The following is an 18,088-nucleotide window of genomic DNA, read 5'->3' on the forward strand; positions in this document are numbered from 1 at the left end:
ACTTTTGCTAAATATAGATAAGGATTTATTATATTTATAACATATTGAATAGAACAAATTAAACTATGACAAATTTGAAGCAATTTCTCAAGCATAAAATAGTATTATGCACGTTATTTTTATGTTTTTTTACATTATTTTCATTTGCTCAAAAAACGAATACTAATAGGAGTAATTTTTGGAGCCAAGTAGAATATGGGGGAGGCATTGGCTTAAATTTCGGAGATGGTTTCTTTAGTGGGTCTTTAGCTCCAAATGCGCTATATAGATTTAACCCTTACGTGGCAACTGGTATTGGTCTTAATTTTTCTTATAGTAGTCAAAAAGATTTTTTTAAATCTACCGTTTTCGGAGGTAGTATCATAGGTTTGTTTAATCCTTATAGAGAATTACAAATATCTGCAGAGTTTGAACAACTAAATGTAAGTCGAAAATTTGACGACAACTTTGTAACAAACCTTGATGAAAACTATTGGTATCCCGCCTTATTTCTAGGTGCAGGTTACACCAATGGCAATGTAACTATTGGTATTAGATACGATGTCCTTTACGACGGTGATAAAAGTATTTACTCAGAAGCTTGGATGCCCTTTGTAAGGTTTAGATTTTAAAACCCTGATTTAATTTAACTTATACACCTTCCCTAACTATTAATACACTACCTTATTGGTTAACGACTTTAAATAGGATAATTTTGTCCTAAATATGATATTTATCATATTTTCTCTTAGAATTCTCTTCTATTTTTGTTAAAAATCAAACCAATGAAAACACTACTAAAACCAATTATTTTTAGCTTAACATTATTAATGTTAAGCTGTGGGGATTCTGAAAAACAAGAACAACATAGTGCTACTGTAGAAATTCCCGTCAGTAGAGAAATGATAGCAGAGCTTACGTCTCCACCAAATGTACCAACACCAGTTGGTAGACGAAAAGCCAAAAAACTTATTGTTAATATGGAAATTCTTGAAGAAGAAGGCGAATTAACAGATGGAGTAAAGTATGTATATTGGACCTTCGGAGGTTCTGTACCAGGCAGTTTTATTAGAACACGTGTAGGTGATGAAGTAGAATTCACATTATCTAATCACCCAGATAATAAACTCCCACATAATATAGATTTACATGCTGTAACGGGTCCAGGGGGTGGAGCAGAATCTTCTTTTGTAGCACCAGGCCATGAAAAAACATTTTCGTTTAAAACATTAAACCCAGGACTCTATGTTTACCACTGTGCAACAGCACCTGTAGGAATGCATATTGCAAATGGAATGTATGGTCTTATTCTCGTTGAACCAGAAGGAGGATTGCCACAAGTAGATAAAGAATACTACATTATGCAAGGTGATTTTTATACCAAAGGTAAAAACGGTGAACGTGGCTTACAGCCTTTTGATATGCAAAAAGCCGTTGACGAAAATGCCGACTACGTTGTATTTAACGGAAGCGTTGGCGCCTTAACTGGTGACAATGCCATAACAGCTAAAGTAGGCGAAACGGTTAGACTTTATGTTGGTAATGGAGGACCGAACCTTGTCTCTTCTTTTCATGTTATTGGTGAAATATTTGACAAAGTACATGTTGAGGGCGGTGACTTAATCAATGAAAATGTACAAACCACGCTTATCCCTGCTGGTGGTGCTGCTATTGTAGAATTTAAAGTCGATGTACCTGGCACGTTTATTCTAGTTGATCATTCTATATTTAGAGCTTTTAATAAGGGTGCTTTAGGTATGCTTAAAGTTGAAGGCGAAGAACAAAAGAAAATCTACTCTGGTGAAATCAGAGAAGGTATTTATTTACCTGAAGGACCAGGAATCCAAAACATGCCAACCACTAATGAGATTGTAGAATCTGAAATTCCTGCAAAATCTTTCGAAGAACAAATGGAGTTTGGAAAACAAATCTATATGCAAAATTGCTTTGCATGTCACCAAAGTGAAGGTCAAGGTATTCCTAATGCCTTTCCTCCATTGGCAAAATCAGATTACTTAAATGCAGATGTAGATCGTGCCATTGGAGTTGTCGTAAACGGGTTAAGCGGAGAAATTACTGTAAACGGAAACAAATACAACAGTGTAATGACCAAACAGATGATTTCTTCAGATGATGTGGCCAACGTATTAACCTATGTTTATAACAGCTGGGGCAATTCTAAGAAAGTAGTAACCAAAAAAATGGTTGACGACGTTAAAAAGAAATAATATTATGAAAACCAAAGTCTTTAGTTTGTTCATAGTGTGTTTAGTGGTTCAATCCTTAATGTTTGGACAGACTAAAGACATGGTTCTTATAGAAGGGAGTCGCTATATTCCTTTATACGGAAGAGATTCTACAGTAGTTGAAGTCAAAGATTTTAAGATGGATATCTATCCAGTATCTACTGAAGAGTATAAGCAATTTCTAAAAGAAAACCCTAAATGGAGAAAATCTAAAGTTGTATCGTTATTTGCAGATAAAAGTTATTTAACTAATTGGAAAACAGACTTAGAACCCAAAGACTCTATTCATCTTAACAGTCCGGTTAACTATGTCTCTTGGTTTGCGGCAAAAGCCTATTGCGAATGTCAAAATAAGCGTTTACCAACAATTGACGAATGGGAATATGTTGCCATGGCAGACGAAACCACAAAAGATGCACGTGTAAAACCATCTTATAACGCACAAATTTTAGCCTGGTACGAAGCTCCTAGAACAAAGGAAAACCGTATTGGCGAAACACCAAAAAATGCTTGGGGTGTTTACGATTTACACGGTTTAGTTTGGGAATGGACTTTAGATTTTAATTCGGTATTAATCACTGGAGAATCTAGAAAAGATATAGATAAGGATAGTAATCTATTCTGTGGAAGTGCAGCAGTTAATGCAACAGATTTAATGAATTATGCCGCATTTATGCGCTATGCCATTAGAGGAAGTTTAAAAGCCAAATATTCTATGAAAAATTTAGGCTTTAGATGTGTACAGGATATTAAAAAAGAAAACAAATGAACGTTTCAAAGAAACATCACGAACACGTAATCAATATAAATAACGTGAGTAACTATTTAAAATTAATAATCTCAGCGTTGGTATTGTTAATGGTTGTCACGTCATGTAAATCGGATGCATCAAAAACATCTGACACAACATTAGTTATGTACCAATGTCCGATGCAATGCGAAGGAGACAAAACTTATGACGAAGCAGGTAGCTGTCCTGTTTGTAACATGGATTTAAAACAAGTAGAAATCGCTTCAAAAGATATACAAAGCGATGAGATTTCAGAGGAATCTATTTTCAACCTAACAAGTGAATGGCATACTGAAGAAGGAAATAAAATTCAACTTGAAGATCTTAAAGGAAAAACTTTGGTCATGGTTATGATTTACACCTCGTGTAAAGCAGCTTGTCCAAGATTGGTGGCCGATATGCGACATATTGAAGCTCAAATTCCTGTTGAGAATATTAAGAATGTTCAATTTGCATTAATCTCTATCGACCCAAACACTGACACACCAGAACGATTAAAAGCCTTCGCTATAGAAAACGCGATGGATGGAGAACAGTGGACCTTTTTACAAGGTACAGAAAGTGGAGTTAGAGAATTTGCCAATGTACTATCTGTAAAATATAAAGAGATTTCTCCAATAGACTTTTCGCATTCTAATATTATTAGTGTGTTTAATCCAGCGGGAGAATTAAAACACCAACAAGAAGGTTTAGGTGTAGATAATAAAGAAACTATTGAAGCCATCCTTCAGTTAACCCAATACTAATTTAAAGATGAAAACACTACTAACAATTCTTTGCTTAGGAGTTGTAATGACATCCTATGCTCAAGAATTTGAAATTTCGGCAGAATTAAGACCACGATTTGAATACAGACATGGTTATAAAACGCTGATTCCAGATGATGTAGACGCTGCAACATTTATATCGCAACGTACACGATTAAATTTTAATTACGGAAGTGAAACATTGAATGCTTTTGTATCGTTTCAAAATGTGAGAGTTTGGGGCGATGTTCCAACTACGTCTTTGGAAGACAAAAACGGAATTGCATTGCATGAAGCTTGGGCAGAATTAGTTTTTAATCCAAAATTAGCCGTAAAATTAGGTCGACAAGAAATCAATTACGATGACCACAGAATTTTTGGAAATGTAGGCTGGGCACAACAAGCTAGAAGCCATGATGCTATAGTTACCACTTACCAACCAAATACAACGAATCGTTTCGATTTTGGTTTGGCTCTAAATGCAAATGAAGAAACTGTTTTTGACACAGATTATGCCATTAATAATTATAAGGCATTTCAATATATATGGTATCATACTAATCTGAAAAATGTTGGATTAAGTGTTTTACTATTAAACAACGGTTTAACCTATATGGATGAAAACGATGAGCAAAAAGTAGATTATAACCAGACCATAGGTTCTAGAATGACATTCCAAAAAAACAAATGGCAGACTGATGCGTCTATCTATTTTCAAACTGGGGCAATAGCAAACACAGATTTGAGTGCTTTTAATATTGCAGCTAATGCCTTTTATAAAATTAATACTGAATTTAAAACGGGATTAGGTATAGAATATCTTTCAGGTACTGATATGAACACTATTGAAAACAAGCTAAAATCATTTAATCCATGGTTTGGTACAAATCATAAATTTAATGGATTGATGGATTATTTTTATGTGGGTAACCATTCTAATTCTGTAGGATTAGTAGATCTTAATGCGACCTTAGAGTATCAAAAAAAGCAATTTTCAGCAAAACTAACGCCTCATATATTTTCATCTGCGGCAACTGTTGTAGACCAGACAGGAAAAGAAATGAGCAATGCATTGGGCACCGAATTAGATTTGGTATTGGGTTATAAGTGGACCAAAGACATCAGTTTTAACGTAGGCTATTCGCAAATGTTTGCCACAGAAACGATGGAGGTTTTAAAAGCGGGCAATAAAGACAATGCTAACAATTGGGCTTGGTTAATGATTACGGTTAAACCAAGTTTATTTAAAACAACACTGAATAATTAAAGCTTAGCATAATTCCCAAGATTAGGAGAAATTTAAAAAGAAACAGCAGTGTGTTTCAATAGTTTTATAACGAATTTAAAAGACACAGCCGTAGTCTTTAAGACTTAGGAAGTCTATTTTAGTCATGTCTTATTTTCCCTGTAAATTCTTCAATATTTATAATAAAGATGGTAGGAATATCGTCAGAATCTATTTTAGCAGAAAACTCACTAATAAAATCTAAATCGCGTAACTCTTTTCGCATTATAACATCTTTTACTCCTAAAGAAAATTCATGTAACATGGCTTTTGCACTACTGCGTTCCAGTTCTATAAATTGACCATGAGCTACAGCAGATCTCCAGTTGGTAATTGAGGTTATTTCAGCAACTTCTAATGCTACTTTATCGTGTTGACGCATGGCGCTAATTTTATGGCCATCACCTGAGTAACAAATAATTCTATTATCTGAATAAAAATAAGTAATAGGTACAACAAAAGGTTTGTTTTGATAAATATATGCTAGATGCCCTATGTAATTTTGGCTCAAAATCAATTGGCACTCTTCTTTATTCAAGGACTTTATCATAATTTTTAAGCTTTAGATTTATTTTAACATAGGTTTAATGACAGTGCAATACTAAGAGTGGTAATTTCATTCTAGATGTTAACTCTTTACTTGGAGAGGCACTAAATAAGCGTTTTAAAAAGGATTTATCTTGAGTAATAAAAGCAGTTATATCTATGGGGTTGGTTTGTATGTAGCTTGAAACAGCATAATCTATGGGTACACCTTCTACAAGGTGGTATTTAGAATCTAATAATGCAATGCTTTCCTTATCTTGTAATGAAATGTTACAGGCATCATTTTCTGAGCTAATTCTAAGAATGTGAAGTTTCAGTTTAAAATCTTCTATAAAATCTATAATATGTTCTAGTAAGTGACTACTAAAACTATCATCTGTATTTAAGGATACCAAAAATTCTTTAACAGGCGAAAAACTATAATTACTTGGTACAACTATGGTTTTACATTTTACTTTCTCTACAACATTAATGGTGTTACTACCAAAAATAACTTCTTTTACATTAGACGCTCCGTTACTTCCCATGACTACAAAATCGATAGAAAATTTCTGAACCACTTGGTTAATTGCATCGGTAAACACATCAAAATCTATTATCGTTTCAAAATGATAATCTTGAGTTTTGGTATCATTTTTTAATTTTTCGATTAAGGCATCGAGTTTTTCTTGTGGTTTTTTAGTAATAGAATCGTGAATAGAATTTTTTGGAGACATTAATAAATCGTCTGTAACATAACCACTTACTTTATGTACATACATAATGTAAAATGTACATGTTTTAGACTCAAAAAACTGCATTGCATACCTAATTGCATTTGTAGCATTCTTAGAAAAATCTGTAAGTAAAAGTACTTTTTTCATGATTAAAAAACTTTTACTTAAAGTTACGGAAACTTATTAATAGCTGCAATGACATAAATCATGTATTGAATTTACGATTTCCAAAAGACATCACTTTCGTTGTCTTCAAATTTTTCAGGTTGATGTATAATTTCAATATGACGTAATTGTGCTTCAGTTGCTGCTTTCTGAATTTCGGGAAATAAGATGCGTTCTTCAAATCGGATGTGCTGTTCTAATTCTTCTTCAATTTTACTCAAGATTTTTAAGTCGTCGTCACGATCTTCAAACAAGCGCTTTAATCTTCTGTGTTCTGCTAATGCGCGTTTTATTAATTCGTTTTCAGGCTCTAAAATGGTAAAAATGTGAGTTTCTTCTATTTCAAAATGGGGAATTAAGTGATTTTCAAAAAACCAATCGACATAAACTCTAATGCGTTTAGGGGCGATGTCTTTACTAAATCCGGCTCTAATTTTCCAAGACAATAATAAGCCATGATGATGTTCTCTGCTTAATGGTTGAAGTGCTTTATGGCGTTTTTGTGGTTTAGGTTGCATAAGTTTCTTGTTTAATAATAGTGAATAATAGAGCACTGATACCTAAAGGTAAAAGGATGCTAAATAAAAATAATAACAGGTAATAATGAGGTAGAATTCCCGTTCCGAAGTAAAACATAATTCCTTGAATTAACAGCAGCACTTCAGTTAAAACAAAGCCTAAAAGGAAACTGTACACACCAAATTTTAAAGTTTTAGAATGGCTTACGAAGTTGCTTTTTAAGATAAAAGCAAATAAAAAACCTGAAATGACACCCAGCATAAGTAGGTGAATAAATCCGATAACAAAATTGCGGTGATTGTAAACAACTGCAGAGAACTCTGGTAAAATAGATACGGTTTGAAACAGTACTTTTAAGATAAAACAGACCAATGCAAAACCGTACATATAAGTCACAAGCTTTGGTTCTTTGCGCCATACTAAATACGGATTAGGCTTTATAAGTTGAAGGAATTTATAAAGCATTAAAACTTGAAGCACAACACCTACTCCATTAATCCAAGGCAAGCTAATATGAGGCGCAAACCATTGAATTGGCAATGCAAATGTTAGTATTGTAGATGCAATTAACAACCTGTAAAACTGTCTGAATAGCTTAGAGTCTTCAACCTTTAATAGGTGGAAAAATACAGTAATAACAGCAATTAAAAACCAACCGTTAAACTGAAAGTGTAAAAAGAACTGAATGGCAATGTGATAAAAGGCCGAAGTTGATCCAAGTATGGAAACCGCAGGTCCTAAACACCAAACTCCAATGGTAGAAATCATCATAAATAGGAGTGATATTTTTAACAATTTTTCGGTTGCAGTAGACCTAGTCTTAAGATGTTTCCAAATGAGATACACAAAGTAGTAACTACAAAAGATATGTAATGTTGAAAATGTTATGGATAGTGCCGCATAACCTTGTATGGGGAAACTAATCATCATACCAACAACCGCAAGTTCTGTGAGCCAAAACAAGCGATTAAAAATCTTAGGTTCATTAGGAATAAAATAATGAACAAACAGCGTAAACAGCATTAAATACACCCAACCTAACATGGCAACATGAGAGTGTGCATGTGTTAAAAACCGATAATTTATACCAATAGATTCTAAAAATGAAAAGCGCAGTGCCAAACCCATTAGGGCTGCAACTAGAAAATTAATTAGACATATGACAACTAACTTTTTTTGCATCGTTAAGATTACGATTTAGAAATATACAGATTAATAAGAAGAAAATCCCAAAATGCAAGAGATAACATTTTAGGATTTTCAAGTTTAGAAATGTATTAAGAGCTTGCTATTAATTAAACTGTTGCTCTAATTTTATAGCTTCAGGAAATAAAATATTATTCTCTAAATGAATGTGTAAATGCAAATCTTTTTCAAATTCATCTAACATCGCAAAAGTGACTTTATAAGTGTTACATGCATCTGCAGGTGGAGTGTAATTATTAGTAAGTGCATCAATTTCTCTAAATCGTGCTCCTTCGTTATCATGCTCTTCCATCATCATTGCAATTGGGTTTTCAACAGTTCCGAATTGAGGAGGTTGCACTACTCCATCTTCTAATTTAGCTTTCATCATCTTTTTAATGAATGGAAAAAGGATGAGTTCCTCTTTTTTCATGTGTGATGCCAATTCTCCTGCAGAAGCTGTAAATAATTCATTGATTTTAAACAATTCTGGATGACGCTCGCCGTGCACACGACATAACTTATCTAAAAACTGACGAAGCACAGGGATTTTTTCTTCGACATATCGGTGATGTTTCTTTTCAATATATTCAGCCAATAAATCTAAAGGCCAAGATTTGTAATCTATAGTTTCAGCTCCTTTAGAATTTAAAACCTGGTTAAGTTCATCGATGAGCTGATTGCTATCAATACCTTTTTTATCGCAAGCTTCTTCTACTGTTCGATTACCATTGCAACAAAAATCAATTTTGTATTTAGAAAAAATAGCTGCGGTTCTAAAATCGTCAGCAACGTATTGTCCTATTTCTTTTTGGGTATTTTCTTGAAGTGTTTCCATATTGCATTTTTTATTTCGGATAGATTTATCCTATTTATATTCAAATTTTTTTTTAAATTTTTAAAAATGAGACTCCAGATTTGATATCTAAAGCTAATTGCTCTAAAGTTGTATTTTCTAGCATTTCTCTTAGTTCTTCTCTAACGACTTTAAATTTATCATGTACAGGACAAGGATGATTTTCATCGCAGGTATGTAAACCTAATCCACAGCCTTTATAGATATTATCGCCATCAATAGCAAAAACAATTTGAGAGAGTTTGGTTGTGGCAATTTTATCTTTTTCAATTTCAAAACCACCATGAGCACCCCTAACAGATTGCACAATGTCATTCCGAACTAAGGCTTGCAATATTTTTGCGGTAAATGCCTGAGGTGAATCAATCTCTTCTGAAATCTCCTTTGGACTTACCCGTCTATGTTCTGAAGAATTAACAGCAATAAAAATTGCGGCTTTTATTCCGTATTCACAAGCTTTAGAAAACATCTTTTAATGTTATTTTAGAATACAAAAATACAACAATTTTTTAAATAGGATAAATTTATCCGATATAAATTATTTAAAGATTGTAATCACTGATTAAAAATATTAGACATTCGTTTAAAGGTTTGGATGAATTAACGTTTCCTAGCTTTAAAGTTAATACAACTTTTTCTTATGGAAATTATGAAGTATAAATAATGAACAATGCATTCAATTTTCTTTCTCTGTTAGGTTAGAGTTTTAGTCTTTGTTCCAGATTCTAGCAACGCAGCGGTCCTTTAACTTTTATAAAACCACTATTTTTAAGAATGTTTCGCCTTATACCAAACCTTTTGCCATTCCCGTTGTAGAATCATAAAGGTCACGTCTTCTGATAACCTTAACGCATCGCTACCATCTAGATTTCTGATTTTAGCCTCAGAAACATCGATAATATAAAGTAGGTTTAAATAATCCGAAAATTTAGTATTTATAAGATCATAAACGGTTTCTTGAAGCACTAATTTTAAACTGGTAGGCAAAGTTTCTTCATTCAATTCTAAGTCAATATTAGCGTATAATAAATCCTTATTCAATTGAATAATTAATTTTTTATATAAATCTAACGCTTCTGCTTCAACAATTAAATCTTCAAAATTTGAGGGTAAATTCATCCGAAATTAAACACGTCTATTCATTAATTGTTCTCCAAATATTCTCAGCTCTTGCTTTTTGTCATTAGAAATATTTAAAGTTTCTAAGACTTCAAATGCCTTATTGGTATAATCCTTAACAGCGTTTTGAGTAGCTGCAGAAGCACCAGAACTAACGAATATCTCCTTTACCTTTGCAACTTTATTACTATTAGGAAGCTCTAAATTTGAAATAAAGGTCTTCAAATTCAAGGTGTCATCGTCAGAGCCTAGTTCCATTGTTTTTAAGTATAAATATGTTTTTTTGTTTTCAATAATATCTCCACCGACTTGTTTTCCGAAGGTTTCAGGATTTCCAAAAGCATCTAAATAATCGTCTTGCAACTGAAATGCAATGCCTAAAAGACGACCAAACTCATAAATAGAATTTTGATCTTCAATCGAAGCTTTAGCTACAATCGCCCCCATTTTCATGGCAGCACCAACCAAAACAGCTGTTTTGTATTCAATCATTTTTAGATATTCGGGAATCGTAACATCATCTCGAGTTTCAAAATCAATATCATATTGCTGACCTTCACAAACCTCCAAAGCGGTTTTACTAAATAATTTAGCCAATGCCTGAAATATTTGTGCCTCATAATTTTCAAACAATTGATACGCCATAATAAGCATGGCATCACCAGAGAGAATTCCTGTATTTAAATTCCACTTTTCATGAACTGTTTCTTCCCCGCGTCGTAAAGGTGCATCGTCCATAATATCATCGTGTACCAAAGAAAAATTATGAAAAACCTCAATAGACAATGCTGCATTCATAGCGGTATCGGCGTTTCCACCAAAAATATCAGCTGTCATTAAGGTTAAAATTGGCCGTAGCCGTTTTCCTCCTAACTGAAGAATATAGTTTATAGGATTATATAAATTTCCAGGCTCTTTATCTACTACAAAACCTTCTAAATATTTTAGAAAAGGCTTTTGATACTGTTCTATATGTTGCATTTGACAAAAATAATGCTTTAAACATATTTTAAGCTAATGTTAGCTGTGTTAAAAAATCATTAAAACTTTGGAAACTTTTTTGGTTTTCAAAGTTTCCTGTTGTAAATTTGCACCATAATTAAAAAAAGACCTTCCGCTTAACAGGAATACAAAAATGAAAAATAAAATAATAATAAAGTCTACAGACCTGTTCTTAAACTTAGGTTTTAAGAGCGTCACTATGGACGATATTGCTAATGAAATGGGTATTTCTAAAAAAACGATTTACCAACATTTTCAGAATAAAACTAAATTAGTTGAAGCTACTGCCATGCACGTTTTTGAAAACATATCACATGGTATTGATTGTATTTGTGAGTTAAACACAAACCCGATTGAAGAAATATATGAAATTAAGCGGTTTGTAATGCTTAACCTAAAAGATGAAAAATCATCACCACAGTATCAGCTTCAAAAATATTATCCTAAGATTTATGCTTCATTAAAAAGAAAGCAATTCGAAAAAATGATTGGCTGCGTCACTCGTAATTTAGAGCGCGGTGTTACACAGAAACTTTACAGAGATTCTATAGAAATAGATTTTATAGCTCGCCTTTACTTTAACGGTATGGTTTCTTTAAAAGATCAAGATATTTTTCCACGAGACACGTATGCGATACACAACCTAATGAATAATTATATAGACTATCATTTAAGAGGCATTTGCTCAACCAAAGGGTTAGAAACACTAACAGAATTAAACACCAATTTAAAATAACGTATGAAAAAAACATTAACGCTAATAATAGGCTTTATTATTTTTCAAACAGGCTTTGCACAAGAGCAACCAACACGTCTTTCGCTTCAAGAAGCTATAGATTACGCCTTGGAAAACAACAGATCTACCATTAATGCTTCAAGAGATATTGAAGCCGCTAAACAACAGAAATGGGAAACTACAGCTAGTGGTTTACCTCAAGTAAGTGCAAGTATAGATTATCAGAACAATTTAAAACAGCAAGTATCATTATTACCTGCCTCTGCTTTTGATCCTTTAAGCGGAATAAGACAACTAGCTGATTACTACGATTTAGAAGACTTACAGACTCAGCAACTACCCGATGTGCCTCAAGGTTTTTTACCGATTACATTTGGTACCAAACACAGCATGACGGCCTTTGCCACCTTAAATCAAAAAATATTTGATGGGTCTTACCTTGTGGGTTTACAATCTGCGAAAGTTTTTTTAGAAATATCTAAAAACGCCAAAATAAAGACCGATTTAGAAGTCAGAAAAGCGGTTATTGAAGCTTACGGAAATGTACTGTTAGCAGAAGAAAGCATCAAGATTTTTGAAAGAAATATTGATGTCTTGGAAAAAAATCTTTTCGAAACACAGAAAATTTACGAAAATGGATTGGGAGAAGAAGAAAGTGTTGAACAATTGCAAATAACCTTGTCTGGTGTAAAAAGCAACTTGAATAATGTTGAAAGACTAAAGAAATTGGCCTATCAAATGCTAAATATTAATTTAGGATTAGATGTTCAAAACACAATGGTGTTAACCGATAGTCTAGAAACATTAACAGATCAAAACATCTCGTTATCTGATTTGGATGCAGAAAATAATCCGGAAAACACCATTGATTATTTAATTGCCCAAAACGATACTAAAGCAAAAGAGTTAATGGTTAAACTAGAAAAAAGTAAAGCCTTACCAACGCTTAATGCCTTTATTAACGCAGGTTATTCTGGCTATGGAGACGAGTTTAATTTCGCTAAGAAAAGTCAAGATTGGTTTGGGTCTTCACTATTTGGTTTTAGTTTAGATATCCCCATTTTTAGCTCAGGTATGCGAAGTGCTTCAACACAACGTGCAGCAATCAATCTTGAAAAAGCACAAACAGAATTAACAGAAACCGAACAACGTATTAAACTTCAGATTGAATCCGCAAAGAGTGATTATCAATTTGCTATTGAAGATTATGCAAACAAAAAAGAAAATTTAGGTTTGGCAGAACGCATAGAAACTAAAAACCAAACCAAGTTTTTTGAAGGTATTGGTTCTAGTTTTGAGTTGAGACAAGCACAAACACAATTATACACCGCACAACAAGAATTACTTCAAGCCATGTTAGATGTTATAAACTCTAAAACCGCTTTAGAAACCGTTCTAAATACACCAATCAATAATTAAAAATCACCAATAAAATGAAATATATATATCCATTATTAATCGTTGCAATAGTATCGGTTTCATGTTCTGGCGAAAAGAAAAATTCTGTAGAGCAAGTCATTCAAAGCGACAATCTCGAAACTGTAAGAACAAAAAGAGGTCAACTAGTTGCTGAACAGGAAGCCATCAACGATAAAATTAAACTTTTGGATGAGAGAATAAAAACGTTAGATACCACAAAGCATGTACCTTTAATCACCACATTTAAAGCACAATCTGAAGTTTTTAATCATGTTTTAGAATTACAAGGAAACGTCACCACTAAAGACCTTTTAACCATTACACCAGAATACAACGGTATTTTAACTAAGGTCTATGTTAAGGAAGGTCAGAAAGTTAATAAAGGCCAAATTTTAGCAAAGATTGATGATGGTGGTTTAAGCCAACAACTGGCACAATTAAAAATTCAAGCAGAATTAGCAAGAACAACTTACGAGCGTCAACAGCGACTTTGGGAACAGAACATTGGAAGTGAAATTCAATTTTTACAATCAAAATCTACTTACGAATCGCAACAAGAAGCCGTAAACCAATTAAACCAACAAATTGCGAAAACAAACGTTACAGCACCTTTTTCTGGTACTATCGACGATATCATTACAGAGCAAGGAAGTGTTGTTGCTGCCGGGCAATCGCCATTAATGCGTATTGTAAATTTAGACAATATGTATATTGAAACAGAGGTACCAGAACGTTACGTTTCAGATGTTACAAAAGGAAAAAGTGTAAGTGTTAATATTCCTGTTTTAGGAAAAACAATAGAAACAAATATTCGTCAAGCTGGTGATTTTATAAACCCTGCAAACCGAACATTTAAGGTTGAAGTTGGCATTCCAAACAAAGACAAATCCATTAAACCAAACTTATCTGCGCGTTTAAAAATTAATGATTACACCAGTGAAAATGCCTTATTAATTCCGCAAAGCGTGGTGTCTGAAAATTCAGAAGGAGAACAATATGTATATGTTGTTACGGATAAAAATGCAAAAGGAATTGGTACCGCAAAACGTGTGATTATTGAAACCGGAAAAACTCAAGATGATATTATTGAAGTCTTAAAAGGTCTTGAAGATGGATCTGAAATCATTAAAGAAGGCGCACGTAGTGTAAGAGATGGACAATCTGTTGAAGTTATTAATTATGAAACTAAAAACTAATGACTGAAAATAAAAAAAATACCGAAAAGGAATTTGGTTGGTCATCGTGGGCAATTAACAACAAAACCACAATGTATGTGCTTATTGCTGTATTTTTCTATTTGGGAATTTCAGCTTTTTTCGACATGCCAAGAGAAGCATTCCCAGAGGTTAATGAAACTAAAATTTACGTTAGTACCATTTATCCAGGAAACACTGCTGAGGATATCGAAAAGTTAATTACAGACCCTGTAGAAGACAAGCTAAAAACAGTAAGTAATGTTGTAGAAATCACCTCAACATCACAAGAAGATTATTCTATGGTGGTTATAGAGTTTGATGAGAACATTACTGTAGAACAAGCCAAACAAAAGGTTAAAGACGAAATCGATTCGGAAACAGCTGGTGAAGATTGGCCAACATTTAACGGAGCCAAAGTAGAACCTGATGTGTTTGAATTAAGTCTTTCGGAAGAAATGCCAATTCTTAACATTAATATTTCCGGGGATTATCCTATTGAAAAATTAAAGGATTATGCTGAATATCTTCAAGATGAAATAGAAGATTTACAAGAAATTAAGAAGGCAGATATCCGTGGCGCACAAGAGAAAGAAGTTGAAGTAGCGGTAGACATCTACAAAATGATGGCGGCCAAAGTAACGTTTAATGATATTCTTGGTGCTATTGGAAATGGAAACATTACGCAATCTGCAGGTAACTTAAAAGCCAGCGGACAACGACGTACCATACGAATTATTGGAGAAATTGAAAAACCGTCAGAACTTGAAAATTTCGTTGTAAAATCAGACAATGGCAGTCCTATCTACTTAAAAGATGTGGCCACTGTTTCATTTCATGAAGAAGATAAAACCACATTCGCAAGAAAATCCGAAAAACCAGTAGTAATGTTAGACGTTAAAAAACGTGCTGGTAAAAACATGGTTGCTGCTGCAGAGCAAACACAGGTTATTGTACAGAATGCTATAGATAATGTATTCCCAAAGGATTTAGAGGTCACTATTACAAACGATCAATCACCGGTAACGATTGGGCAGGTAGATGATTTGGTAAACAATATCATTTTTGGTGTCATTTTAGTAGTTACTGTTTTAATGTTCTTTTTAGGCTTTAAAAATGCCTTATTTGTTGGTTTCGCCATTCCAATGTCCATGTTTATGTCGCTTATGATTTTAGGTCTTATCGGCTATAGTTTAAATACTATGGTACTTTTTGGACTTATTATGGGGCTTGGAATGTTGGTAGATAATGGTATTGTAGTTGTTGAGAACGTCTATCGTTTAATGGAAGACGAAGGTATGGGCCGTATTGAAGCGGCTAAAAAAGGAATTGGAGAAATTGCATATCCTATAATTATTTCTACAGCAACAACGGTAGCAGCCTTTGTACCTTTAGGACTTTGGCCTGGTATCATGGGAGAATTCATGAAGATTTTACCAATTACTTTATCCATCGTTTTAGGATCCTCTTTAGTCGTTGCTATATTTTTTAATTCCGTGTTAGTATCGCGTTATATGACTACCGAAGACAAGGATATGCCTTTAAATCAAATCATTAGAACTACAATTATTGTAGCTGTGATTGGAATTCTTATTTTAATTTTTGGAGGTACATATCGTGGCTTAGGAACCATCATGATTTTTACGGCGATTATGCTTTGGGCATATCGATTTTTCATTAGAGGATGGGCAAATAGTTTCCAAAACAAAGCTTTAGTAAGATTAGAGAATTGGTATGAGCGTCGTTTACGAAATGCATTATCCAAAAGGCAACCTTACATTTTAAGTATTGGAACGTTTCTACTGTTAATAGCTGCGTTTATAGCTTTCGGAATTTCATTATCTACGCAACGTACAAAAGTAGAATTCTTCCCCGATAATAAACCCAATCAAATTATTGTCTATATAGAATATCCACAAGGTACAGCCATTGAAAAAACTAATGCCATTACCGCACAAATAGAAAAGCGTGTGGATGCGGTTATTAATGCAGACCAATACATGGATGGAGGCAGAAACTTTCTAGTAGAAAGTGCTGTTTCTCAAGTTGGTGAAGGAGCCGGAAACCCGCAGACAGATATGGGATCTGGTGCTGAAATGCCACACAAAGCTAAGATCACAGCGTCTATGCGCGAATACAAGTTTAGAAAAGGTGAAGACAGTGAGCTTTTACGCCAAAAAGTACAAGAAGCTTTAGTTGGTATTTTCCCTGGTGTATTAATTTCTGTTGAAAAAGATGCCAACGGACCACCTGCAGGTTCCCCAATTAATATTGAAATAGACGGTAACGACTACAACGAATTAATTGCGACTGCAGAGCAAATGCGAACTTTTATTAACTCTAAAAATATAGCAGGAATTGATGAGCTTAAAATAGATGTTAATAAAGACAAACCTACCATGTTGGTTGAAATTGACAGAAAAAAAGCAGGAGAATTAGGGGTTACCGCAAAACAGATTGGAGATCAATTACGTAATTCTATCTTTGGATCTAAAGCCGGAATATATAAAGAAGATGGAGACGATTTTGATATCTATGTCCGTTTTAACGAAGCCAATCGTTATGATAAGAGTGCTCTTTTCAACCAAAATATTACATTTAGAGATAATACTGGTCAGATAAAGGAAATTCCATTATCTACAGTTGCGAAACAGAAAAACAATTCTGGTTTTAGTGCCATTAAACATAAGGATACCAAGCGTGTTGTTACCGTTTATTCGGCTTTATCACCAGGATATACAGATGCTGGCGCCATTGTAACTCAGATTCAAAATGAAATGAGAAGCTATGAAGGCTTAGCTGATGATATTCATATTGATTATACAGGTCAGATTGAAGAGCAAAATAAACAAATGGCCTTTTTAGTTGGTGCCTTTTTCACTGGACTCGGTTTAATTTTCTTCATCTTAATATTTCAATTTAACTCCATCTCTAAACCAACCATTATTATGATTGCTATTTTCTTGAGTTTTATTGGTGTCTTTGGTGGTATTGTAATCTCAGGAAGTGCTTTTGTTATTATGATGACTATGGTTGGTATTATATCGCTAGCCGGAATTGTAGTAAACAACGGTGTGGTCCTTTTAGACTACGCGCAATTACTGATTGATAGAAAGAAAAATGAACTAGATTTAGTGGAATCTGATTATTTAACCACAGAAGATCTTTTTGAAAGTATCGTTAAAGCCGGTAAAGCCCGTCTAAGACCTGTGTTATTAACTGCAATTACAACTATTTTAGGCTTAATACCTTTGGCTATTGGACTAAACATTAACTTCTTTACGTTGTTTGCAGACTTTAATCCAAACATATATATGGGTGGAGACAACGTTGTATTTTGGGGACCTTTAGCATGGACTGTTATATATGGTTTATTTGTTGCTACATTTTTAACCTTGATTGTGGTACCAATCTTATTCTTTTTGAGTATAAAACTTAAAATGTGGGGACGACGAAAATTCACTTCTCAGCCTTTAAGAGCTTTAGAAGTTGAGACTATTGAGCAAATTGAAGCTTAAACCCAGATAATAATCACGACTTAAGATCTAGTATAAATAGTGATTAACAAAATAAAAGCCTCAACAAT

The 18,088-nt window shown here is 33.6% G+C and carries 17 protein-coding genes; 9 read left to right on the plus strand and 8 right to left on the minus strand.

Features of this window, described 5'->3' with window-relative positions:
- Positions 1–65: 65 nt before the first annotated feature.
- The 5 genes from DFQ09_RS11690 to DFQ09_RS11710 all read left to right on the plus strand — a co-directional run bounded on the left by DFQ09_RS11690 (position 66) and on the right by DFQ09_RS11710 (position 5,028).
- Entirely contained in the window at positions 66–611 is a 546-nt protein-coding gene (locus tag DFQ09_RS11690) for an alpha-ketoglutarate decarboxylase (protein WP_115810536.1), read from the plus strand.
- 153 nt (positions 612–764) lie between these two features.
- Positions 765–2,207 (plus strand): copper-containing nitrite reductase, encoded by a 1,443-nt coding sequence (gene nirK, locus DFQ09_RS11695; RefSeq protein ID WP_115810538.1) that lies wholly within the window; start codon positions 765–767, stop codon positions 2,205–2,207.
- A 4-nt stretch (positions 2,208–2,211) separates the two neighbouring features.
- A complete protein-coding gene (locus DFQ09_RS11700) occupies positions 2,212–2,994 on the plus strand; it encodes a formylglycine-generating enzyme family protein (RefSeq protein WP_115810540.1) in 783 nt (260 codons plus the stop codon).
- A 161-nt stretch (positions 2,995–3,155) separates the two neighbouring features.
- Positions 3,156–3,761 (plus strand): SCO family protein, encoded by a 606-nt coding sequence (locus DFQ09_RS11705; protein ID WP_115810901.1) that lies wholly within the window; start codon positions 3,156–3,158, stop codon positions 3,759–3,761.
- Positions 3,762–3,768: 7 nt separating this feature from the next.
- On the plus strand, positions 3,769–5,028 hold the full coding sequence (locus tag DFQ09_RS11710; RefSeq protein WP_115810542.1) for an alginate export family protein: 1,260 nt from the start codon (positions 3,769–3,771) through the stop codon (positions 5,026–5,028).
- Between the two features lie 118 nt (positions 5,029–5,146).
- Here the strand turns inward: DFQ09_RS11710 and DFQ09_RS11715 are convergent, their stop codons facing one another.
- The 8 genes from DFQ09_RS11715 to DFQ09_RS11750 all read right to left on the minus strand — a co-directional run bounded on the left by DFQ09_RS11715 (position 5,147) and on the right by DFQ09_RS11750 (position 11,133).
- Positions 5,147–5,596, minus strand: a complete 450-nt coding sequence (locus DFQ09_RS11715; RefSeq protein ID WP_115810544.1) for a pyridoxamine 5'-phosphate oxidase family protein — start codon at positions 5,594–5,596, stop codon at positions 5,147–5,149.
- 34 nt (positions 5,597–5,630) lie between these two features.
- The gene (locus tag DFQ09_RS11720) at positions 5,631–6,455 is read right to left on the minus strand and encodes a universal stress protein (RefSeq protein WP_115810546.1); all 825 of its coding nucleotides are present in this window, start codon (positions 6,453–6,455) and stop codon (positions 5,631–5,633) included.
- 71 nt (positions 6,456–6,526) lie between these two features.
- Positions 6,527–6,991: a hemerythrin domain-containing protein gene (locus DFQ09_RS11725; RefSeq protein WP_115810548.1), complete on the minus strand. Its 465-nt coding sequence runs from the start codon at positions 6,989–6,991 to the stop codon at positions 6,527–6,529.
- A complete protein-coding gene (locus DFQ09_RS11730; protein ID WP_115810550.1) occupies positions 6,981–8,174 on the minus strand; it encodes a hypothetical protein in 1,194 nt (397 codons plus the stop codon). The genes DFQ09_RS11725 and DFQ09_RS11730 overlap by 11 nt, the downstream gene beginning before the upstream one ends.
- 109 nt (positions 8,175–8,283) lie before the next feature.
- Positions 8,284–9,015, minus strand: a complete 732-nt coding sequence (gene ric / locus DFQ09_RS11735; protein ID WP_115810552.1) for an iron-sulfur cluster repair di-iron protein — start codon at positions 9,013–9,015, stop codon at positions 8,284–8,286.
- A 52-nt stretch (positions 9,016–9,067) separates the two neighbouring features.
- On the minus strand, positions 9,068–9,502 hold the full coding sequence (locus DFQ09_RS11740; protein ID WP_020894755.1) for an RrF2 family transcriptional regulator: 435 nt from the start codon (positions 9,500–9,502) through the stop codon (positions 9,068–9,070).
- A 299-nt stretch (positions 9,503–9,801) separates the two neighbouring features.
- Positions 9,802–10,152 (minus strand): hypothetical protein, encoded by a 351-nt coding sequence (locus DFQ09_RS11745; protein ID WP_115810554.1) that lies wholly within the window; start codon positions 10,150–10,152, stop codon positions 9,802–9,804.
- A gap of 6 nt (positions 10,153–10,158) precedes the next feature.
- Positions 10,159–11,133 (minus strand): polyprenyl synthetase family protein, encoded by a 975-nt coding sequence (locus DFQ09_RS11750; RefSeq protein ID WP_115810556.1) that lies wholly within the window; start codon positions 11,131–11,133, stop codon positions 10,159–10,161.
- Between the two features lie 154 nt (positions 11,134–11,287).
- On the opposite strand from DFQ09_RS11750, the gene DFQ09_RS11755 reads away from it, so the two are divergent.
- From DFQ09_RS11755 to DFQ09_RS11770, 4 genes are read left to right on the plus strand one after another with little or no spacing between them, the layout of a single operon-like run.
- Entirely contained in the window at positions 11,288–11,890 is a 603-nt protein-coding gene (locus DFQ09_RS11755; RefSeq protein ID WP_115810558.1) for a TetR/AcrR family transcriptional regulator, read from the plus strand.
- A 3-nt stretch (positions 11,891–11,893) separates the two neighbouring features.
- Positions 11,894–13,309, plus strand: coding sequence for a TolC family protein (locus DFQ09_RS11760; RefSeq protein WP_115810560.1), 1,416 nt, complete (start codon positions 11,894–11,896; stop codon positions 13,307–13,309).
- 14 nt (positions 13,310–13,323) lie between these two features.
- On the plus strand, positions 13,324–14,505 hold the full coding sequence (locus tag DFQ09_RS11765; RefSeq protein ID WP_115810562.1) for an efflux RND transporter periplasmic adaptor subunit: 1,182 nt from the start codon (positions 13,324–13,326) through the stop codon (positions 14,503–14,505).
- On the plus strand, positions 14,505–18,020 hold the full coding sequence (locus tag DFQ09_RS11770) for an efflux RND transporter permease subunit (RefSeq protein ID WP_115810564.1): 3,516 nt from the start codon (positions 14,505–14,507) through the stop codon (positions 18,018–18,020). Before DFQ09_RS11765 ends, DFQ09_RS11770 begins: the two co-directional genes overlap by 1 nt.
- Positions 18,021–18,088: the final 68 nt, after the last annotated feature.

The sequence above is a fragment of the Winogradskyella pacifica genome (assembly GCF_003386275.1).
GTDB lineage: Bacteria > Bacteroidota > Bacteroidia > Flavobacteriales > Flavobacteriaceae > Winogradskyella > Winogradskyella pacifica.